Annotated in this window: 21 protein-coding genes; 9 read left to right on the forward strand and 12 right to left on the reverse strand. The window is 60.3% G+C overall.

From position 1 onward, the window contains the following. Positions 1 to 2 precede the first annotated feature (2 nt). Positions 3 to 494 (reverse strand): NUDIX domain-containing protein, encoded by a 492-nt coding sequence (locus tag ACXHXG_RS09550; RefSeq protein ID WP_457899136.1) that lies wholly within the window; start codon positions 492 to 494, stop codon positions 3 to 5. A 68-nt stretch (positions 495 to 562) separates the two neighbouring features. Here ACXHXG_RS09550 and ACXHXG_RS09555 point away from each other — a divergent pair, with 68 nt between their 5' ends. The 5 genes from ACXHXG_RS09555 to ACXHXG_RS09575 all read left to right on the forward strand — a co-directional run bounded on the left by ACXHXG_RS09555 (position 563) and on the right by ACXHXG_RS09575 (position 4019). Further along, positions 563 to 1480: a metallophosphoesterase family protein gene (locus ACXHXG_RS09555; RefSeq protein WP_245463868.1), complete on the forward strand. Its 918-nt coding sequence runs from the start codon at positions 563 to 565 to the stop codon at positions 1478 to 1480. 97 nt (positions 1481 to 1577) lie between these two features. Beyond that, positions 1578 to 2144: a tetratricopeptide repeat protein gene (locus tag ACXHXG_RS09560; RefSeq protein WP_104823772.1), complete on the forward strand. Its 567-nt coding sequence runs from the start codon at positions 1578 to 1580 to the stop codon at positions 2142 to 2144. Between the two features lie 209 nt (positions 2145 to 2353). Then, positions 2354 to 2869 carry an RNA polymerase sigma factor gene (locus tag ACXHXG_RS09565; protein WP_457899137.1) on the forward strand — a complete coding sequence of 172 codons (516 nt, stop codon included), beginning with the start codon at positions 2354 to 2356 and terminating at the stop codon, positions 2867 to 2869. A gap of 20 nt (positions 2870 to 2889) precedes the next feature. Further along, positions 2890 to 3708, forward strand: a complete 819-nt coding sequence (locus ACXHXG_RS09570) for an anti-sigma factor family protein (protein WP_457899138.1) — start codon at positions 2890 to 2892, stop codon at positions 3706 to 3708. Between the two features lie 107 nt (positions 3709 to 3815). After that, a complete protein-coding gene (locus ACXHXG_RS09575; RefSeq protein ID WP_104823775.1) occupies positions 3816 to 4019 on the forward strand; it encodes a hypothetical protein in 204 nt (67 codons plus the stop codon). A gap of 51 nt (positions 4020 to 4070) precedes the next feature. On the opposite strand, the gene ACXHXG_RS09580 is transcribed toward ACXHXG_RS09575, so the two are convergent. Then, on the reverse strand, positions 4071 to 4475 hold the full coding sequence (locus tag ACXHXG_RS09580) for a hypothetical protein (protein ID WP_283046689.1): 405 nt from the start codon (positions 4473 to 4475) through the stop codon (positions 4071 to 4073). A gap of 308 nt (positions 4476 to 4783) precedes the next feature. Here ACXHXG_RS09580 and ACXHXG_RS09585 point away from each other — a divergent pair, with 308 nt between their 5' ends. Further along, on the forward strand, positions 4784 to 6616 hold the full coding sequence (locus ACXHXG_RS09585; RefSeq protein WP_457899139.1) for an ABC transporter ATP-binding protein: 1833 nt from the start codon (positions 4784 to 4786) through the stop codon (positions 6614 to 6616). Positions 6617 to 6751: 135 nt separating this feature from the next. On the opposite strand, the gene ACXHXG_RS09590 is transcribed toward ACXHXG_RS09585, so the two are convergent. The 4 genes from ACXHXG_RS09590 to ACXHXG_RS09605 form a co-directional block, all read right to left on the reverse strand. After that, the gene (locus ACXHXG_RS09590; RefSeq protein ID WP_457899503.1) at positions 6752 to 7156 is read right to left on the reverse strand and encodes a cupin domain-containing protein; all 405 of its coding nucleotides are present in this window, start codon (positions 7154 to 7156) and stop codon (positions 6752 to 6754) included. A 105-nt stretch (positions 7157 to 7261) separates the two neighbouring features. Further along, positions 7262 to 7978 (reverse strand): nitroreductase, encoded by a 717-nt coding sequence (locus ACXHXG_RS09595; RefSeq protein WP_457899140.1) that lies wholly within the window; start codon positions 7976 to 7978, stop codon positions 7262 to 7264. A 304-nt stretch (positions 7979 to 8282) separates the two neighbouring features. Continuing rightward, entirely contained in the window at positions 8283 to 9995 is a 1713-nt protein-coding gene (gene leuA, locus ACXHXG_RS09600; protein ID WP_104823779.1) for a 2-isopropylmalate synthase, read from the reverse strand. 329 nt (positions 9996 to 10324) lie between these two features. Continuing rightward, positions 10325 to 11509, reverse strand: a complete 1185-nt coding sequence (locus tag ACXHXG_RS09605; protein ID WP_457899141.1) for a benzoate/H(+) symporter BenE family transporter — start codon at positions 11507 to 11509, stop codon at positions 10325 to 10327. A gap of 305 nt (positions 11510 to 11814) precedes the next feature. Between ACXHXG_RS09605 and ACXHXG_RS09610 the strand changes: the two genes are divergently transcribed. After that, positions 11815 to 12198 carry a YciI family protein gene (locus tag ACXHXG_RS09610; protein WP_457899142.1) on the forward strand — a complete coding sequence of 128 codons (384 nt, stop codon included), beginning with the start codon at positions 11815 to 11817 and terminating at the stop codon, positions 12196 to 12198. A 72-nt stretch (positions 12199 to 12270) separates the two neighbouring features. Here the strand turns inward: ACXHXG_RS09610 and ACXHXG_RS09615 are convergent, their stop codons facing one another. Continuing rightward, positions 12271 to 12858, reverse strand: a complete 588-nt coding sequence (locus tag ACXHXG_RS09615) for an ATP-dependent Clp protease proteolytic subunit (protein ID WP_104823783.1) — start codon at positions 12856 to 12858, stop codon at positions 12271 to 12273. Between the two features lie 231 nt (positions 12859 to 13089). Between ACXHXG_RS09615 and ACXHXG_RS09620 the strand changes: the two genes are divergently transcribed. Next, positions 13090 to 13875, forward strand: a complete 786-nt coding sequence (locus tag ACXHXG_RS09620) for a DUF2076 domain-containing protein (RefSeq protein ID WP_457899143.1) — start codon at positions 13090 to 13092, stop codon at positions 13873 to 13875. A 58-nt stretch (positions 13876 to 13933) separates the two neighbouring features. On the opposite strand, the gene queF is transcribed toward ACXHXG_RS09620, so the two are convergent. Continuing rightward, positions 13934 to 14398 carry a preQ(1) synthase gene (gene queF, locus ACXHXG_RS09625; protein WP_104823784.1) on the reverse strand — a complete coding sequence of 155 codons (465 nt, stop codon included), beginning with the start codon at positions 14396 to 14398 and terminating at the stop codon, positions 13934 to 13936. A gap of 1 nt (position 14399) precedes the next feature. Beyond that, positions 14400 to 15314, reverse strand: a complete 915-nt coding sequence (locus ACXHXG_RS09630) for a cation diffusion facilitator family transporter (RefSeq protein ID WP_457899144.1) — start codon at positions 15312 to 15314, stop codon at positions 14400 to 14402. A 363-nt stretch (positions 15315 to 15677) separates the two neighbouring features. Between ACXHXG_RS09630 and bluB the strand changes: the two genes are divergently transcribed. Beyond that, complete coding sequence (gene bluB / locus ACXHXG_RS09635; protein ID WP_283046705.1) at positions 15678 to 16436, forward strand: 5,6-dimethylbenzimidazole synthase; 759 nt, start codon at positions 15678 to 15680, stop codon at positions 16434 to 16436. Between the two features lie 6 nt (positions 16437 to 16442). Here the strand turns inward: bluB and ACXHXG_RS09640 are convergent, their stop codons facing one another. From ACXHXG_RS09640 to ACXHXG_RS09650, 3 genes are all read right to left on the reverse strand, one after another. Then, a complete protein-coding gene (locus ACXHXG_RS09640) occupies positions 16443 to 17147 on the reverse strand; it encodes a TIGR02117 family protein (RefSeq protein ID WP_457899145.1) in 705 nt (234 codons plus the stop codon). Positions 17148 to 17276: 129 nt separating this feature from the next. After that, positions 17277 to 19466 carry an anthranilate synthase gene (locus ACXHXG_RS09645; RefSeq protein ID WP_260303081.1) on the reverse strand — a complete coding sequence of 730 codons (2190 nt, stop codon included), beginning with the start codon at positions 19464 to 19466 and terminating at the stop codon, positions 17277 to 17279. Between the two features lie 252 nt (positions 19467 to 19718). Next, positions 19719 to 21242: an ABC-F family ATP-binding cassette domain-containing protein gene (locus tag ACXHXG_RS09650; RefSeq protein ID WP_457899146.1), complete on the reverse strand. Its 1524-nt coding sequence runs from the start codon at positions 21240 to 21242 to the stop codon at positions 19719 to 19721. Positions 21243 to 21313 lie beyond the last annotated feature (71 nt).

Raw genomic sequence — 21313 nt, forward strand, 5'->3', positions numbered from 1 at the left:
GGCTACCAATAGTTCGAGGGCGGCGCGTCGCCCTCCAGCTCCTTCAGCCGCCGATAGGTTGCCTTGGTCGTCTCCGGCGGCAAGGCGTCGAGCGAGAAGAAGCCGCTTTCGACGATCTCGAGATTCGGCTTGCGCGGCACGGTCTGCTCGACCTCTACACGGTAGAAGACGACGTGATCGCGCTTGCTGATGTGGTTGTTGAAATAGACGTGGAAGAGCTGGGGCCGGCCCGATATCACCAGATTGCCCTCTTCCCGCAATTCCTTGGCCAGCGCCTGCTCCACTGTCTCGTGGCGCTCGACACCGCCGCCCGGCATGTGCCAGCCGGCGACATAGGAATGCCGCACCAGGAAAATCCGTCCCTCCCTGTCGAAACAGGCCGCACGCACGCCCATGGTCATGCTGCGGGTGAGCACGAAATAGCTGTGCAGCATTCTGCCGAACAGCTTGGCCCGCCAATTGCGAGCTTCGTCGGGAGCAGTGCTGTCCTTCATGCCCCGGCTCCGGCGTTGCGATCCACCACCGAAAAACCGATGTATTTGTTTTGACAATAGACTGAGCTATGTCTCATCTCATGTTCAAGCTCGCGCATATTTCCGACGTTCACCTGGGCCCCTTGCCACGGCTTTCGATCAGAGAACTGGCCTCCAAACGCATTACCGGATTTGTGAACTGGCACCGGAACCGGCGCAAGCATCTTTTTGGCGGGACGCTCGATCTTCTGCTCGAGGACATCAAGTCGAAGCAAGCCGATCATCTTGCCGTGACCGGCGATCTCGTCAATCTCGCCAGCGGCATCGAGATCCGCACCGCCGCGGAATGGCTGAAGACGCTTGGTGATCCTGCCTTCACCTCCGTCGTGCCCGGCAACCACGATGCCTATGTGCCCGGCTCCTACGAAAAGGCCATGCGCGCCTGGTATCCTTATGTCCAGGGCGACCATGCGCCTGCCGAATGGCAGGAAGACCGGCGCATTTTCCCCTATTTGCGTATTCGCGACCGTGTCGCGTTGATCGGCTGCTCGACGGCAGTGGCAACGCCTCCCTTTGCGGCCAGCGGCTTCTATTCGGCCCGGCAGGCGCGCGAAACGGTGAATATGCTGCGCGCCGCCGGCGAGGCCGGCCTTTTTCGCGTGGTGATGATCCACCACCCGCCGATCCGCGGCGCCACCAGCTTCTATAAGCGCATGATCGGCATCCGCCGTTTTGCCGCCGTCGTCTCGACAGGGGGCGCCGAACTGGTCCTGCACGGCCACACGCATCTCAATACGCTGCATTGGCTGAGGGGGCAAACCGGCCCGGTGCCGGTCGTCGGCATTGCATCGGCCTCGCAAGGTCCTGGCGGGCTGAAGCCGGCCGCTGCCTACAATCTCTTCACCATTGATGGCCATCCTGGCGCCTGGGAGCTCAAGGCCGAGCGCTTCAGTCTCAATGGCCGGGGTGACGATGTAGAGGACCAAGGCGTCAATATCCTGGCGTGATAATCTGTGGCATTTTGTGAATGCCACTTTGTCGTTTCGGTGGCGTTTTCGAATATCCGGAGCTACAATTCTCTCATCGAATTTCGGGAGGGATATGATGGGCTTTGGTGTAGCGATGAAGAGTTCCGCCGTGACGGCGCTTGCCGTGGGATTTCTGTTTGGCGCCAGCCTGCAGGCCCTCGCCGCCGGCTCAGAGAGCGACGAGACAGCACCGCCGCCGAAGACCAAAACCACGACCAAATGCACGGATGGCAAAGTCTGGGACAAGGATAAAAAGGAATGCGTGAAACCGCAGAAAAGCGGTTTTAACGACGATCAGCTTTTCCAGGCAGCACGCGAGTTCGCCTATGCCGGCCAGTATGACAACGCCATCACCGTCCTGAAGCTTGCCAAGAACCAGGACGATCCCCGCATTCTCAACTATCTCGGTTATTCCAACCGCAAGGCCGGCCGCATGGAGCTCGGCATGACGTATTATCGCAAGGCCCTGCAGCGCGATGAGAATTACATCCTCGCGCGCTCCTACATGGGCCAGGCGCTGCTCGAGCAGGGCGATGTTCAGGCGGCACGCGTGCAACTTGTTGAAATCCGCGATCGCGGCGGTGAGAACACCTGGGCCTATCGCTCGCTGCTGCAATCGCTGAATGGTCAAATCAGCTATTGAGAGGTGCGCACACTCCATTCCTCAAGATCGCGTGAGAAGTGGAGATGAAGCGCACAACCACTTTTTGAAGACTTGCGAAACGGCACGAAAATGGTTCATACCAACACAGAACGATCCTTCGGCTCAGTTAGCTTTTTTCGGAAGAAAAGCCGTCTTTTGCCGGAGGACGCCTGCAGCTCTCCAACCCCCAACGTCTCCGTGGAAAGACAATGCCTACGCCGGTAGCCGCCATTGACATCAGACGAGATCTGGTAGGCCTTCTGCCGAAGCTCCGGCGCTTCGCCTTGACATTGGCCGGCGATCTGACCGACGCCGACGAACTCGTGCAGGGCGTTTGCCAGCGCGGCATTGCGAAATTCCATCTGTGGAACAATGACGGCCGGCTCGAAAGCTGGCTCTACACCATGGCCCGCCATCAATGGGTGGATGAGGCCCGACGCCATCGGCTGCGGTCTGCCACCAAGGGTGGCGCGCTGGAACAAGGCGAACTGGCAGCGCCGGGCATGCGCGCCAATCCGGTCGAAGCAAGCGAAGCGCATCAGATGGTCACATCTTTGCCCGAAGGACTTGCCAGTGTCTTCCTGCTCGTCGATGTCGAAGGGCATAGCTACAAGCAGACGGCCGATATTCTTGGCATTTCCGTGTCGACGGTAGCGTCCCGGCTTTCCGGTGCCCGCCTTCGCCTCGCTACTCAAGGTCACAGCCGCTCGCCGCGAAGGTTTTAGCATTGCAGGATATGAAAAAAATGCCGCTCGAAACTCGCCTGTCCGCCTTTATGGACGGCGAGACGAGTCGCGAGGAGAAGGAGGAGCTGGAGCGGCTCATCGCCTCCGATCCGGAAGCGCGGCGGATTTTCGATGAGCTGAAGCACGGTTCCGATGTCGGCCGCAAGGCTTTCGACGAGGTGCTGAAGGAGCCGGTGCCGCTAGCGCTGGTACGCTCCATCAAAAGCGCGCAGGCGCCGAAGGCGCGTGAGCCCGCCCCTCGCCTTTCCCGGCCATCCCTGAAGCTTGCTCCGACCGGCCGCCAGGCGCTTGCCGCAGCCCTTATCCTCTTCGTGGTCGGCGGCGGCATCGGCTATCTCATCGGCATGCAGCCGTCCGGCACACCCGCTGCGGCCCCGGCCTCACCAGCGCCGAACCGCACATGGCTCGACGATATCGCCGCCTATCACCGCATCTATGCGCATCAACCCCGCCATATCGTCGAAGTACAGGCAACCGAGGTCGACGAGATCAGCAAATGGCTGACGGGCACTGTGGGCGTGAAATTCAATATACCGGATCTTGCCGCCGACGGGTTGGTCTTCCAAGGCGCACGCATGTTCATTGCCAACGGCAAACCGGTCGGCCAGTTGATCTATAAAGACCTCGACGGCGATGTCGTCGCCATCTGTTTCATGAAGGATGAAGGCGTCGCCGGCGACGGCAATTTTGACGAGACCATCAAGGATGACGTGAGCATCGTATCCTGGCATCGCAGCGGTACCGCTTATGCCGTCGTAGGCCCCTCCTCCGACGCGATGCTCGACCAGATCGCTGACCGGGTATCGTCGGAAATTTGAGCTGATCCGCTGGCGCTGCTTGCGACTTCCGTTCAGCCGGGAATACAATCCATCCGCCAATCGTACCCGGAGGCTTCGTCCGATGGGGCGCATTCTGGAGATCGATCATGTCCGACATTCTGCTGACCATCCCGGAGATTGACGAGCGCATCGCGGCAATAAGAGAAAATCTTCGCGAGTTGATCGAACAGGCCGCCGCATATTCCGGCGCAGCGGACGAGGAGCTCGCATCGGAGCGCATTGCCGAACAGGAAGAGGAGCTCGAACGCCTGTTGAAGCGGCGCGAGGAACTTTCCGGGCAAAAATCCTGACGGCGAAGAGACGGCGGCGCTGATTTCCCCTGCCGTCTCTCGTTCGCGAGATCAGCGAGACGGCGCCGGCGAAATCGTCCTGGTGGCTTGCTCGCTTGAAAAGATGATGAAGGCGAACAACAGAACGCCAATGAAGATCACGATCGACGCTGCTGCAACGATCGGCTCCATCGCCATATTGCCAAGAAGCATGAGATACAGTGCCGGCACAAGGACTGCGACGCCGGCCGTGTAGATGTAATATTGGATCATCGCCAGCCGTCTTTCCGCCTTTTGCGGGTTCAGTGCGTGGTAGCCGCCGAAGAGCGCCATGGTCACCCAGCCGAGAAGGTTGGCATGCGCATGAGCGCCGATGACGCTGTGATCCTCGGTGATTGCCATTTTCAGGCCTATTCCAATTCCGATGATCAAAAAGATGATGGCTGTCTTGAAATAAAGATTGGCAAGACGTGGCATGACTTCCCCCGATAGGATTGCCGATCGTCTAAAATATCACGTCAATCAGCCTCCCCGAAATTCAGCTTAATGGACAATAGCGGGTCAACTGCTTCGCGAGTTTCACGGAGAAGCGCCCGTATGGATTTCTCCGCCATTTCTGCTGACATCAGCACCATCATGCGTTATAGAACCGCCAAGCGACTTCAAAGGAGAGCGTTTGATGAGAACTCACGGCACAGGAAACCACCGCTGAAAAGCAGTGCCGTGAAGGGCTGCTTATTCGGCCCGTCCATCAAATTGTTGTCTCCAGCCCCTGGAGGGCACTCATGTTTCGTCGCTTTGAAAAGCTCGTCGATCCATTCCAGTATTATGATGATCTGAACCCGCCGTCGGATTCATGGCGGTATCTTAAAAGCAACCTGCGCCCGTTCCGCTTCGTCATGGGAATGAGCCTTGCCCTGACCGTCATCGGTGCGGCGATCGAGATCTGGCTCATCGGCTATACCAGCCAGCTCGTGGACATTCTCGCGGCCGCTCGCCCGGATCAACTTTGGGCGTCCCACGGCGCCGAATTGCTGGCCGCCGCCGCCCTTGTGCTGATCGGGCGGCCGCTCGCCGGCTATATCAGGGAAAGCCTCGACGACATCGCGTTTCGGCCGAATGCTGAGACCCTGTTCCGCTGGCGGGCACATCGCCATGTCCTGCGGCAATCCGTCGGCTGGTTCCGCCAGGACTTTTCCGGACGCATCGCCAGCCAGGTGCGCGACATCGGCAATTCCGCGACCGGAGCGGCTTATGCGGTGCTGCACACGCTATCCTTCGTCACGATCTATGTCGCCGGCTCGCTGTGGCTCATGGCCTCGATCGATCTGCGTCTCATCTGGCCATTGCTCGTCTGGATCTGCTGCTACCTGGGTCTGATGGCATTTGTCATACCGCGGCTCCGCCGGGCGTCCGAGGAGTTTCAAGGCGCCTATGCCTCCCTGACGGGCATGCTGGTCGATACCTACGCCAATATCGATGTCATAAAGCTCTTTGCCAATGCGGCCGAAGACGACCGTGAAGGGCGGGAGCGCTTCGCCGCTGCCCGCAGGACGTTTGTGCGCGTGCAAAAGCTCGAAGTCATGGTGAATTCGAGCATGCTGTTCCTGGGCAGCTTTCTTATCGTCGGCCTGGTCGGCTATGCCGTCATCCTTTGGCAGGCCGGCAGCGCGCCGCTCGGCCTGATTGCTGCTTCGCTCGCCTTGAGCTTCCGCATCACCGGCATGGCGGAATGGATGCTCGACGCCGTCTCGTCGCTGTTCGGCCATCTCGGCGCTATGCGGCAATCGCTGCTGACTGTGGCACAGCCGCTCGCCATTACGGATGAACCCGATGCCCGCCAGCTCATAGTCAACGGCGGCGCCATCACCTTCAAGTCCGTGACGCATCATTACGGCAAGGGCAATGGCGGTCTGGACGGCGTTTCGCTGCAGATCGCACCCGGCGAAAAGGTCGGCCTTGTCGGCCGCTCCGGCACTGGCAAGTCGACGCTCGTCAACTTGCTGCTGCGGTTCTTCGATCCGGAAGCAGGCTCCATCGAGATCGACGGACAGAATATCCGCGGGATCGCCCAGGAGAGCCTGCGCAGACAGATCGGCATGGTGACCCAGGACGCTGCCCTGCTCCACCGCTCGGTTCGCGACAACATCGCCCATGGCGACCCCCGCTTCTCCGACAGCGCGATCGCAGCGGCGGCGGACAAGGCGGCCGCAAGCGGCTTCATCGCAACTCTCCGGGATCACGAAGGCCGCACCGGCTACGACGCCCATGTCGGCGAGCGCGGCGTCCAGCTATCGGGCGGACAGAGGCAACGCATCGCGCTTGCCCGCGCCATCCTGAAGGACGCGCCGATCCTGGTGCTCGACGAGGCGACGTCGGCTCTCGACTCGGAGGTGGAGGCCGCCATCCAGGATACGCTCTATGGCGTCATGGAGGGCAAAACTGTCATCGCGATCGCCCACCGCCTGTCGACCATCGCCCGCATGGATCGCATCGTCGTCCTCGATGAAGGGCGGATCGTCGAAGACGGTAGCCACGACGATCTGCTCGCGCAAAACGGCATCTATGCCGCATTGTGGGCACACCAATCCGGCGGCTTCATCGGCGACGATGTCTAATTGGATCATGCCGGGTAGCCGGTCGACGCACCGTAGCCTCCGTCCGACACCCAAAATGCGGAGGCGACCATCAACAATGGTCGCCTCATGCCCACCCTTTGAGGCGGCGTTGGATCTTCGCTACGGTACCCGATATCATTTCACGGGTATGACAGTCGGAGCATCCTTGTTCTTCAAAAGCACAACGATGAATTTTGCGGGTTTGGTCTTGCTTGCGTTGCGGCTGACCACGTGAATGTCGGACGGACCTTCGTAGAAGGTTTCTCCTGGCGACAAGGTGACTTCTTTTCCCCCCTTGACCTGCATCACGATCGAGCCCTCCAGAACATAGACGAATGCATTTGCGTCATGTTTGTGAATAGGATCGGAACCTCCTGGCCCGTATTCGACTGATATCATCAGCCCCTCCTTGCCAGGATAATTTGGAAGGTCCTTTTTCATGAGCGATGTGACGTGTGCAGTGTTGTCAGCCGCAGCCGACATCGTGCCGAGGAGGCAAACCGTAGCCGACACAAATAGTCCTAGAAAAATTGACTTCATCGTCGTAATCCCCTTGGTTGTTGAAGCGTAGATGCGCGTTGGCATGATTTCGTTTCGACTTCGAATGCTTCGGGCAAAAGCCTTCGCAGAGTTGCGGGCATCGTTTCATACACCCAGCAATGCATCGTCTCGCACTGTTTGCGCCCATCGTTGCGAAGTCGAATCGACGAACGTGACGGTCTCATCGAGCGGCGCCCGGCCGGTGCGGGCGTAAGGCTCAGTGACGTCCTCGTACCCAATCGACATGCCGCAGAACAGGATGAGCCCTTCGCGCGGTGACAGGATCTCCGCGACGGTCTTGCGGTACACCGACCACGCCATTTGGGTGCAACTGTGCAACCCTTCGGCGCGCAGCAACAGCATGACGGTCTGAAGATACATGCCGACATCGGCCCATTGGGGTACACCCAGGTCGCGGTCGATGTAGCAGAACAGGGCGGCGGGCGCGCCGAAACAATTCCAATTTGCGGAAGCAGCTCTCTGACTTGCCTCCCAGTCGCCGTCCGCAATGCCGAGCGCATGGTAGCGTTCATGGCCGAAGGCAGAGCGACGCTCGCGGTACGGAGACTTCAGTGTGTGCGGGTACATTTCGTATTCCCGCTCGTCCCAGGGGTCGCCTGCCGCCACGCGTTTCCCCGCGCGCTTCTTGAGCTCGGCAAGCGGCTCTCCGGTCATTACGTAGGTGTTCCATGGCTGGATGTTCGATCCGGAAGGAGCCCAAGCCGCGGCAAGCAGCACACGCTCCAGCACCGCCTTCGGGATATCCCGGTCGGTGAACTTGCGCACCGCCCGTCGACTCTTGACCGCCTCATATACGTCCATGATCGTTCACCTTCTAGTTGTCAGGTTCCCAATAACCAAGAGGTACCAATTCGAGATGAGCCGGCCAATTCTGCGCAGTGTTTGTCCGCGCACTGCATTTGGTTAGACGAAGCCATACCAATGGCTAGGCTAAGTCCTATCGACGCTCTGACTATTTCGTACTCAGTGGCTAGGTTCGGGCGCGCGCCTGGATAGCGGCCAGCTCGGCGTTTGCAGCGGCCAGCCCGCTGAACGACAAAACAAAAAATCCCCTCGACCATATCGAGGGGATTTTGTCTTCACGGCGCTTACTAACGGCTGAAAGTCAGCCCTTTTTCGCCTGAATATCGAGCACGCGGTTCGCCGCCGAGACGATCGCCTCGAGAGAAGCGGCGACGATGTTGGTATTGATCCCTGCACCGAAGAGCTTGCCGCCGGGATAGGAGGTCTCGACATAGGAGATTGCCGCGGCATTGGAGCCGTGCTGCAGCGAATGCTCGGAATAATCCTCGACCGACATCGGAATGCCGAGATAGATCGAGAGGGCATTGATGAAGCCGTCGATCGGGCCGTTGCCGCGGCCTTCGATGCGCTTCACCTCGCCATTGTCGGTGATCTCCGCCGCGACGATACGCTCGCCCTTATGCGCGGGATCGGCGAAGGTGTGGTGATCGACGAAGCGGATGCGAGCGTCGGACTGCGTCACGTAACGTTCGATGAAGTGATCGTAGATGCGCCTCGACGGCAGCTCCTTGCCCTCTTCATCGGTGATGCGCTGGATCTCCTCGCGATATTCCACCTGCAGATTGCGCGGCAGGTTGAGCCCGTAATCCTGTTGCAGGATATAGGCGATGCCGCCCTTGCCCGACTGCGAGTTGATGCGGATAATCGCCTCGTAGGTACGGCCGACATCCTGCGGATCAATCGGCAGATACGGCACTTCCCAAACCGGATGGTTGGCGACCTTCGCCGCCTTCATGCCCTTGTTGATCGCATCCTGGTGCGAGCCGGAAAAGGCGGTGTAGACCAGCTCGCCGACATAAGGGTGACGCTCGCTGATCGCCATCTGATTGGAATATTCGAAGACTTCCTTCATGCGCTCGATGTTCGAGCAATCGAGCTCGGGATCGACGCCCTGCGTGAACATGTTCAGCGCCATGGTGACGACATCGACATTGCCGGTGCGCTCGCCATTGCCGAACAGCGTACCTTCAACACGGTCGGCGCCGGCCATCAAGGCCAGTTCGGCAGCGGCAATACCGGTGCCGCGGTCATTGTGCGGATGCAGCGAAATGATCAGGTTTTCGCGATTGTCGAGATTGCGGCACATCCACTCGATCTGGTCGGCATAGATGTTCGGTGTTGCCATTTCGACGGTCGACGGCAGGTTGATAATCAGCTTGTTGTCCGGCGTCGGCTTCACCACCTCGATGACGGCGTTGCAAATTTCCAGCGCCACCTCCAGTTCGGTGCCGGTAAAGCTTTCCGGTGAATATTCGAAGCGATAGCCCCCGCCCGCTTTGGCCGCCATGTCGGTGATCATCTTGGCCGCGTCGACGGCGATCTCCTTGATGCCCTTCACATCCTTGGCGAACACCACGCGGCGCTGCAATTCGCTGGTAGAATTGTAGAAATGCACGATCGGCTTATTGGCGCCTTCCAGCGCCTCGAAGGTGCGGGTGATCAGCTCCGGGCGGCACTGCACGAGAACCTGCAGCGACACGTCGGCCGGCACATTGCCGTGCTCGATGCACCAGCGGGCGAAATCAAAATCGGTCTGCGATGCCGACGGGAAACCGATCTCGATTTCCTTGAATCCCATCTCCAGCAACAGATGGAACATGCGGGCCTTGCGGTCGTGGCCCATCGGGTCGACCAGCGCCTGGTTGCCGTCGCGCAAATCGACGGAGCACCAGATCGGCGCCTTGGTGATGGTTTTCGAAGGCCAGGTTCGGTCGGGAATATTGATCTGCGGGTAAGCGCGGTATTTCACCGCTGCCTCGGGCATGCCTTTGGGGGAATGGCTGTTCGCGTCCATGTTTCGTCTCTTCCTTTCCCGTCATTTGCCCCGCGTCTTAGCCGATCGTACGCGGCTTGGCGATGACAAATACGGACCCGCTACGGGGTATACTGTCGATTTTGGGGATATGTCGCGAGGAGCGATGGCCGGGCGGGCTCTACGGCCGCCGAGCGCTCCTCAAAGGACCCGGCAACCGCGCGTAAGGCCGAGAAGAAGAAGCGAAGTAAGGGCGCGCGTATTGTCACGCAGGGCAACGCGTCCACGTGCAATCTGTTCGGAAATCTTCGCGCCAGTCGTCTTCATGGCCGCGCTTATAGCCGCGCCATAAAAAAGAAGCAACCCCTTGCTCACCGTTTGAGCACTTGCACCCCATGCGACAGCGCCATCATCAATCCGCCGGCGATCAGCCCCCAGAAGGCGCCCGAGATGCCCCCGAAGGAAACGCCTGATGCCGTGACGAGGAAGGTGATCGCGGCCGCCTCGCGCGATTCCGCCTTTTGAAAAGCATTCATGGCAGAGTTGGACAAAGCGCCGACCAGCGCCAGGCCGGCGACAGCTTCGATCAGGATCGGCGGCGCCAGTGCCACGAAGGCGGTAACGGCGCCTGCCAGCAATCCGAGGATGATGTAGACGACACCCGCGGTGATTGCCGCCCAATAGCGCCGCTTTGGATCGGCATGGGCGTCCTGCCCGGCGCACATGGCGGCGGTGATCGCGGCAAGATTGACGGCATGGCCGCCGAAGGGTGCGCTCAACAGCGAAAACAGGCCGGTCACGGCAAAGAGCGGGCCGGGCTTCGGATCATAGTGGTGGACCTTCAGCACCGCGATGCCCGGAATATTCTGCGACGCCATGGTGACGATGAAAAGCGGCAGCGCGATGGAGACGAGGCCGGCGACCGTGAAGGTCGGCTTCACCAGTTCGAGGCTCGGCATCAGCGAATGCTCAAGCGATGCCAGCGCTCCATCGGGCACCTTCACGCCGAAAGCCAGCACCAGCGCAAAAGCGGCAAGCGCCGCCGGAACGGCCCAAAGCCGTTTGAAGGCCCCAACCACGATCCAGGCGGTGATGATGGGCAGGCCAAGCACTGGATCGAAGGCGATGGCCTTCACAGGCGCAAAGCAAAGCCCGAGCAGGACGCCGGCCAGCATGGCGTTCGCCAGCGCCGCCGGAATAGCTGCGACGGCGCGCCCGAGCGGCCGGAACAGGCCGGCAATCACGATCAGCACCGCACAGATCAAAAAGGCGCCGACCGCCACCGGAAAGCCGCCCTCGATGGCGCCCGCACTCGCCAGAAGTGCTGCCCCCGGCGTCGACCAGGCAATGCTGACCGGCAGCCTTGTTGCCAGGCTGAGCACGATGGCGCAGAGCCCCATCGCGATCGACAGGGCCGTCAACCCGGACGCGGCCTGCGCATCCGTGGCGCCGACCGCCTGCAACCCATGCAGCACGACCGCGAAGGAACTGGCAAAGCCGACAAAGGCGGTAAGGCAGCCCATGAACAGGCTTTGGACGGAAAAATCTTTGAGCATGGCGGCCGCTGGAGACTCGTGGATGCGGTGGAAAGCGCATGGAGCATCACAAGCGGCGGTCGTGCAAGTGCAGTTTGACGAAAGAATGCAGCCGTGTCAGGCAACGCACGGGGGCAGCCGCATTTCGAGCGGACGGACTGCGGCGATTTTCGCCAGGGCAATCCGGGCCAGAGAGCGCCCCTCGATTGGCAGAAGAGCTTGAATAGGTATTGCGCACGAAACATCAAACTTGTGTAGTCAAACGCATCTAGGTTTCTGAATTTCAGTCGGCTGAAATCGATAGATGCGTAAAGGGGGAACGATTCATGTATTACGCTATCCTGGCCTATCACGAAGAGAGAGTGGTCGAATCCTGGACCGAGGAGGAGGATGCGGCGTTGATGACCGAACTCCTGCAGGTGAATGATCGCCTCGTTCAGGAAAAGTCTCTGGGGCCGGCCGCGCGGCTTGGCCCGACCGAACGCGCGGTGACGCTGCGGGGCAAGGGTGCCGGCATCGTCACGGACGGCCCCTTTGCTGAAACCAAGGAGCAATTGCTGGGCTTCTATGTCGTGGATTTTCCAACGCTAGAGGCAGCGGTCGCAGCCGCGCGCGACCTCCGACGCGTCAATCCGACGGCAGTCTATGAGATCAGGCCGATTTCGCTTTATCTGCCCGGCGCGCCGCTGGTATCGCGGGATGAGGAATAGCGCCAACACAAAAGCGCCCTCGCCTGCCTTTGGGCAAACGAGGGCGCTTTGACTGAGCAAAGAGCCGTCAGATCAAATCTCGGCCTGCGACGTCACGATCCGCGAAACCAGGCCGTAAGCCTTAGCCTCTTCCGCAGACAGCCAGTAGTCGCGGTCCGTGTCCTTGGCGATGCGCTCGACCGGCTGGCCGGTGGCTTCCGAGAAGATCTTGTTCAGGCGTTCGTTCATCTTGATGATCTCGCGAGCCTGAATTTCGATGTCGGAGGCCATGCCGCGGGTACCGCCGGACGGTTGGTGCAGCAGGAAGCGGGTGTTCGGCAGGCAGATGCGGCGCTCCTTGGGGGCGGCGACGTAAATCAGTGCACCCGCGGAAGCGACCCAGCCGGAGCCGATCATCCAGACCTTCGGCTTGATGAACTTGATCATATCGTGAATGGAATCGCCGGATTCGACGTGGCCGCCGGGCGAATTCACGTAGATACGGATATCCTCATCGCTGGCGGCCGCGAGTGCCACGAGCTGCGAGCAGACCTTCTGCGCCAGTTCCTGCGTAATGCCGCCATAGATGAAGATCGAGCGCGATTTGAAAAGATTCGCCTCCGCGTCCTTGCCCAAGGGCAGCTCTTTCGTCTTTTCTTCCTGTTCGTCTTCGTCGTTCATTCGCAAGTCTCCAGCAGATGTATCCTACCGCACATAATGCGACTCCATGCGTAAAACAATGCCGGAAAAAGGCAAGGCGTGAATAGCCAGGGAAAGCATGGCGTTATGGTTGCGGATTACCGAATTGTAACTTGAAGAGGCTTTGAAAAGCCGGAATTCCATCCTACGTCAGGTGGGCGCGACGAGAATCGCGCCCGGAATTTGCAGCAACAGATCGCCAAGGAGGCCATCATGTCGCCTGAAGAACGTCAAATGCTCGCTTCCCTCTTCGATCGCGTCCGCACTACGGCGAGCACCCAGCGCGATGCCGATGCGGAAGCCTTCATCAATCAATCGGTTCGCGAGCAGCCCTATGCGCCCTATTTCCTTGCGCAAGCCGTGCTCATACAGGAACAGGGCATGAAGGCAGCGGCCGACCGCATCCAGCAGCTCGAAGCACGCGTGCACGAGCTGGAACAGCAGGGCGCCGACACTCACCCGCAGGCCCAGAGCGGCAGCAGCTTCCTCGGCGGCCTCGGCTCGCTGTTCGGCGGCAACCAGCAGCAGCGCGCCGCTGCCCCGCAAGCCCCGCAGCAGCAGGGCCGTCTCTATGACGATTATGCCCGCAACGCTCCGCAGCCGGGCCCATGGGGCGGCCAGCAACAGCCGACCGGCCCCTGGAATCCGCAGGCCGGCGCTCCCTCCGCGGGCGGCAGCTTCCTGCGCGGCGCCCTTGGCACGGCTGCCGGTGTGGCCGGCGGCGTGATGCTGGCGGAATCGCTCTCCAGCCTGTTCAGCCCGCATCTCGGCGGCACCGCCGCAGGCTCGGGCCTTGGCGGCCTTTTCGGCGGGACTTCCGCCAACGCAGCCGAACAGCCGGTTCAGGAAACGATCATCAACAACAACTATTTCGGCAACGACGACAAGAACGATCAGAACGACAATGATCAGACCAATGTCGACTACGCCTCGAACGATCAGGACGACGACTACGATGATTCGTCCGATAATGGCGGCGACGACAGCTCGTTCGCGTAATACCGATCGCCTCTAATGACAAAAGCCGCCCTGCCTTCGGAGGGCGGCTTTTTCAATTTCAGCCACGCCCGCGATAGGGTTGCACGCCCTGATCCGGTAGCCACACGCCCTCGGGCGGCTTGCCCGTCTGCCAGAATACATCGATCGGGATACCGCCTCGGGGATACCAGTAGGCACCGATGCGCAGCCACTTCGGCTCCAGCAATTCGACCAGCCGCTTGGCGATGTAGATCGAGCAATCCTCATGGAAGGCGCCGTGGTTGCGGAAGGAATGCAGGAAGAGCTTCAGCGACTTCGATTCCACCAGCCATTCGTTGGGCACATAGTCGATGACGATATGAGCAAAATCCGGCTGTCCGGTCATCGGGCAGAGCGAGGTGAATTCCGGTGCGGTGAAACGCACGACATAATCCGTGCCAGCATGGCCGGACGGCACTTTTTCGAGAACGGCAGCTTCGGGGTTCGCGGCCGTTTCGGTCTGGCTGCCGAGCATCGACAGGCCGGAAACATCCGTTGTAGGCATCTTAGGTCTCCTTGATCACTTTAACGCGGATGCCATGGGCCTTCTCGCCCTCGGGCTCCACGTGAATGGTTATTTCTGCGCCCGCATGGATCGCCCGTATGGCGTCTTCAAGGCGGTCGCAAATGCGATGGGCCTCGCGGACCGGCATCGCCGCTGGCACGACTAGGTGGAAGTCGACGAAAGTGACGGCACCCGCCCGGCGCGTCTTCAGATCATGCACGCCGAGAGAGCCGTTGGCATGCGTCGCGATCGCCTCCTTGATCACCGCTTCCTCTTCGGGCAGGACGGCCTTGTCCATCAGCCCGTCGATGGAATTGGAGATGACTTTCCAGCCTTGATAGAGAATGTTGACGGCGACGAGAATTGCAAGCACCGGGTCGAAGATCGGGTAGCCGGTGCCAAGCGCCAGCAGCAGGCCGATGAGCACACCAACCGAAGTATAGACATCGGACATGATGTGCTGCCCATCCGCCGTCAGCGCCGGCGAGCGGTGTTCGTGCCCGGCGCGGATCAAAGTCAGTGCCCACAGGGCATTGATGATACCGGCGGCAAAGTTGACGGCAAGACCGAGGGCAGGCGCCTGCAGCGGTTGCGGATTGCTCAAATGCCCCACCGCCTCCTGCACGATCATCAGCGCAGCGACGACGATCATCGCACCCTCGGTGACGGCCGAGAGATATTCCGCCTTATGGTGGCCGAAGGGATGGTCATGATCCGCCGGCTTCTGCGCATAGCGGATGACGAAGAAAGCGATGAAAGCGGCCACGACATTGACGAAGGACTCCAGACCGTCCGACAGCAGCGCGACGGAGCCCGTCACCCACCAGGCGACCATCTTCAGCGCCATGACGCCTAGCGATAGCGGAATGCCCCAGAGGGCCAGCCGCTTTATCGTCTGATTGCCCTGTCCGTTCATGCGTTTCTCCAATGCGGATGCGCGCCCTGCATATGCGAACGAATTGCAAGAACCGCGCCATTCAAATGCAAAGCCGCCCGCGCGAAAATCGCGCAGGCGGCTTATTGAGGCTCATATGATGCAGAATACACCATTTGTCAAAGGACGGCTCGGGCCTCGCGCATCACAATTTATCCCAAATGGCCCGCTTAAACAAAGTCGAACGGCAAGGGCGATTGCCGGCCGATCCTATGCTTGCCTGTGAAAATCATGATGGCACCTTCCCGTGCGAGCGCGCACTGAGCTATACAGCAACCCATTAAGCCCCAGCGAACGGCATTCCGCCACGAAACGTCGCCGCTCCCTCCAAATCCACGGTGGAACATGCCCGCTCTTGATGAACCCTCTCATTCGCACAACGCCGCTTCGCTCGCCGATGTGTCGCCAAAGGAAGCGGATCATCTGATAGCGGCTTGCGCATTTTCGGAGGAGGAACGCGCCGCCGTCTACCGCGCCATCGAAACCCGCCGCGACGTCCGCGATCAGTTCCGGTCTGATCCCCTGCCCGAAGATCTAGTGAGACGGCTGCTCGAGGCAGCCCATCGCGCGCCGTCCGTCGGTTTCATGCAGCCGTGGAACTTCATCCTGATCCGGCAGCCGGAGACGCGGGACCGCGTGTGGCGGGCTTTCAACCAGGCGAACGAAGAAGCCTGCCGGATGTTCGAAGGCGATCGCCGCGCGCAATATCAGCGGCTGAAACTCGAAGGCATCCGCAAGGCGCCGCTCAGTATCTGTATCACCTGCGATACGCGGCGCGGCGGCCCCGTTGTGCTCGGGCGGACGCATAATCCCGCAACGGATGTCTATTCGACGGTCTGCGCGGTTCAAAATCTCTGGCTTGCCGCCCGCGCCGAAGGTGTCGGGGTCGGCTGGGTTAGCATTTTTCACGAGAACGCGATCAAGAACATCCTGAACATACCGGAGCACGTCAAAATCGTCGCATGGCTGTGCATCGGTTACGTCGACGAACTCTACGACATGCCTGAGCTTGCGGTGAAGGGATGGCGCGACCGCCTGCCGCTCGAAAAGTTGATTTTCGAGGAGTGCTGGCGGGACGATCAGGACACTTCCGAGCAGCCTTGATCAGCGCTAATCCATCTTAGTGGACGCGAAACGATCGCGATCATTATGCAGGCTGAGCGACAGCCGCAACATCCAGGGCAGCGCCGTCCATAGGCCCGAGGTTAATCCCGCTTGCCTCAACCCCGCCGCCGTCCACGTATTGCACCCCATCAGCGCATTGAAATATCCCCGCGCCTCGAAGAATGCATCATTCTCGCTGTAGTTGCTACCCGGCAAGGACACCGGCCCGCTATCCGCCTGCACGAGACTGCCCAGGATAAATTGCTGCAATCGCTTAAGCCCGCCGTCATCGATGTTGAGCACGGTCACACCGGGCGCACTTTCGGGTATCTCACCCGCCAGTTCCGCATGAATGACAGACCGATCCAAGGTAAAGCTCTTCAGCACCGGCCCTGTCTTCAGATCCGCCCAGGTCCGCGTCTCGGTATAGAAACTCCTGCCGCCCCAGCCGAAAATGAGGTAGTGCAGGTTCGGGTTGTCGAGATCAAGCCCGGCTGTCCGCAGAAACGCAAAGCGGCTCAAGAGATCGGCATCGACGGGGATGGCGATATCCGTGTGGATGGGATTGCTGAGCACGAGGATGCGATGCGAGCGCTCCGGCACCGCCGGCCCATCATGCCGGAGTGGACGCGGCACCAGGATGCCGAGGCCGACGATCACGACAAGCGCAAGTATCGCGATCAGAACGCGTTTGAATATTTTTGAAATCACCGATCGTAAGCCCCTACCGACATTGAATGTCTTCAGGGCTTGTTGGCCTCTTTCAAGGCAAAAAACATCCCCATGCACTTTTTTCGTGTGCATGGGGTTTGTTCAAGCATCAGTGGCTACGATTTTGCGTCACGCAGCCTTGGTTTTTGCCCGCCGCGCCAGATGAGCGACGACGTTCTCGATCATCCGCATGCCGGCATCGCCGCCGAGCGTCATGATCGATTCCGGATGGAACTGCACGGCCGCGATCGGCTCCTTCACATGCTCGATGCCCATGATCGTGCCGTCCTCGCTTTCGGCCGTGATCATGAAGTCACGCGGCAGGCTGGACGGATCGGCAAAGATCGAATGATAGCGCCCGACGGTCACCTCGCGGCCAAGGCCAGAGAAAACCAGACCGGGCTCCAACACGCGGATGCGTGAGGGCTTGCCATGCATCGGGATCGCCAGATGGCGCAACTCGCCGCCATAGGCTTCGGCAAGCGCCTGCAAGCCCAGGCAGACGCCGAAGATCGGCAGGTTGCGCGCCCTCGCCTTTTTGATGGTCGCCTTGCAATCGAAATCTTTCGGGTTGCCGGGACCTGGCGACAGCACGACCAAATCCGGATCCAGCCGGTCGAAGACCTCTTCCGGCACGGGCGTACGCACGGTCGAAACCGTCGCACCGGTCTGGCGGAAGTAATTGGCCAGCGTGTGCACGAAACTGTCTTCATGGTCTACGAGCAGGATCTTCACGCCCTTGCCGACCGAGGCGACGTCGCGCTGCTGCTTGCCGGAATTCGCAGCCTTGGCATCACGGATAGCGGACAACATGGCGGAGGCCTTCAGTTCGGTTTCTGCTTCTTCTTCTTCCGGGATCGAGTCGTTCAGCAATGTAGCGCCAGCGCGAACCTCGGCAATGCCGTCCTTGATGCGCACGGTGCGCAGTGTCAGGCCGGTATTCATGTCGCCGTTGAAGCCGACCATGCCGATCGCGCCGCCATACCATGCGCGCGGGCTCTTTTCATGGTTCTCGATAAAGCGCATTGCCCATAGCTTCGGTGCGCCGGTGACGGTGACGGCCCAGGCGTGGCTGAGGAACCCGTCAAAAGCATCCATATCGTCGCGCAGGCGGCCCTCGATATGGTCGACCGTGTGGATCAACCGCGAATACATCTCGATCTGCCGGCGGCCGATGACCTTCACCGAGCCTGGCTCGCAGACGCGGCTCTTGTCGTTACGGTCGACGTCCGAGCACATGGTCAGCTCGGACTCGTCCTTCTTGGAATTCAAAAGCTTCAGGATCTGCTCGCTGTCGGCGATCGGATCGTCGCCGCGCTTGATCGTGCCGGAGATCGGGCAGGTTTCGATGCGGCGGCCTGAGACGCGGACGAACATTTCCGGCGAAGCGCCGACGAGATATTCCTGATTGCCGAGATTGATGAAGAAGGAATAGGGCGACGGATTGATCGCCTTCAGCCGCTTGGAGATATCGGAGGGCTTGCTCTCGCAGCGTTCCATGAACTTCTGGCCCGGAACGACTTCGAAGAGATCGCCCTTGCGGAAACTTTCCTTCGCCTTGACCACCAGCTCGGCATATTCGCCGGGGCGATGATCGCTCTTCGGGGGAATGGTGCTCGTCTGACGGAACGGCTCGGCAGCGATGTCGCCGGACTTGCCTTCGGTGGAGACGCCGCCCTTGGCGAAATCGTAACGATCGATCCAGGCCTTGGCGGAGTAGTTGTCGACCACCAGGATTTCGTCCGGCAGATAAAGCACCATGTCGCGCTGATCGTCGGGACGCTTGAGCTTCAGATCGATCGCATCAAACTGGAAAGCGAGATCGTAGCCGAAGGCGCCGTAGAAGCCGATGCTGGCGTCGGCCTGCGAGTAGAAGAGATCGGTCACGGCGCGCAGCACCGTGAAGACGGTCGGCATCTTCGAGCGCTCTTCCTCAGTGAAGACACGATCCGGCATCTTTACCGCCAGATCGAGCCGGCGCGGCGTTGAGGCACCAAGCACGACCTCGGAAACGGTCTTCAGCTTCTCCGCGATGAAGCCGAGAATGACCTCGCCACGCTCGTTATAAGCTTCGATCCAGACATTGCGCCCATTGCAGGAAAGACCAAGCGGCGGATCGACGATGGCGGTATCCCAACGGGTGTAGCGGCCGGGATATTCGTAGTTCGACGAAAACACCGCGCCGCGGCGCTCGTCGAGCTTGTCGATATAGGACGAAACCGCATCCGCATAAGGCGTCGGCCGGCGCTGCCGGGTGACGGTGATCCCGCCCTTCGTCTCGTAGATTTCCGCACCATCATCCCGAAGGATCGTTACCATTGTTCCTCACTCCGTTGTCGGGCCCGGATGACAGGCGGCCTTTATAACAAAAAAGCCGCCTCGAATTTTCGGGCGGCTCACTCGTCGTCTTTGAACACGATTGGTCGAGGCCGCTTCAGCGTGCCCACCACCAAACTGCAATGTTGTTCAAGGACATGTTCATGGCGGGAATTGTTAGCGTGAGATGAGGTGATGCGCAAGCCGCAATCTTAGGGAACGGGCAGAAACGATGTTCGCCTCTGCCCTCGCCTTTTAAATCTGCCGCCCAGCCGCTGCGAAAAACTCCTCCGGTCCATCGACTTCGATCAACCGTTTTCGGTCTATAAGCCAAAAGCGATTGCCGACGGCGCGCACGAAGCTGCGATCGTGAGAAACAAGCAGGCAACTTGCCTCCTGCGCCATCAGCTCACCTTCCAGCGCTTCCTGCCCATCGATATCGAGATGGTTGGTCGGCTCATCGAGCAGGTAGAAGTTCGGATTGGTTAGCCGGAGCACCAGTATGGACAAGCGCGCCTTCTGGCCGCCCGAAAGCCTGCCGATGGCACGGCCCTGCATGTCGACCCCCATGCCGGCGCCGGCGAGCAGCGTTCGCGCCCGCTGTTCGCCGAGTTCGAACAGTCGCGTGATGACCCCGAGCGGCGTATCGTCCGGATCGAGATTGGAGAGCGCCTGATCGCTGTAGCCTAGCGCCAGCGAAGGTGTTGCCTTGATCGCCCCCGGTGCGCTCTGATCGGCAATGGCCTTGCGGATCTTCTCGATGAGCCGGGTCTTTCCCGCCCCATTGTGGCCAAGCAGGACGATGCGATCGCCCTGGCAGATCCAACGTTTGCCGGTCTTGAACAGCAATGTGCCATCCGGCGTCTCGACGGACGCATCGTCCAGCGTCACCAATATCTTGGCCTGAATGCCGCGATTGGCGAGCTTGATTGCACCGGACGAACGCTCCTGATGGCCCGGCCGTGCCGCATCCTCCAGCCGCTCGGCGCGTGCCTTGAGCTGCTTCGTCTTCACCGTCAACAGATCGCTGCCGGAATTGATGCCGAGATTGTTGAGCTTGGCCGCCTGCTTGCGCAGTTGCTGCGCCGTCTTCATGTCCTTCTGGTAACGCCGCTCATCCGAGGCGTCGGTCTCGTCCAACACTGCCCGTGCCGGGCCATAGGGCAAGGCATAGGCCGCCGATTGTTCCTGACGCAGGAACAGTGTGCGGTTGGTGACGGCATCGAGAAAGGCGCGGTCGTGGCTCGATATCAGAACCGGCACGTCGCGCGGCAGAGCGTTCAACCACTCTTCGAGGAGTGCGATCTTGGCGAGATCGAGATGGTTGGTCGGCTCGTCCAGCAGCAGGGCGTCCGGTTCGGTTACCCAGACACGGGCGAGCATGGCAAGCCGCTGCCAACCACCGCTGAGATTGGCAAGCGCCCTCTCCCGCAGCGCCTGCGGGACGTCGAGCGAATCCAGAACGACGTCGACGCGCCAGCCCTCGCTCTCGGCTTGTTCGGCCGGCAGAGCGCGAAGTACCGCATCGTGGAAAGACATGTCAGCCAGAGCGGCGGGCACATTCTGTTCGACATATCCAACCCGAAGGCCGCGCGAACGGGTAATGTCGCCCACCGTTGGCTCCAGCCTGCCGGCGATGCAATTGAGCAGCGTGGATTTCCCCCGGCCATTTGCGGCAACGAGGCCGATGCGGTCGCCGGCGCTGACGGTGAAATTCAGATTGGAGATAAGCGGCACACCCAGGGTGATGCCGAAATTGCGGAGATTGATCAGAGTCATGGTTTTCTTCCGGTCCGACCAAGCAAGCCAGCAACAGGCGCCTTATCGCCGTGCGATGCTGAAGTTACTCG

The organism is Rhizobium sp. LEGMi-198b (assembly GCF_054114205.1).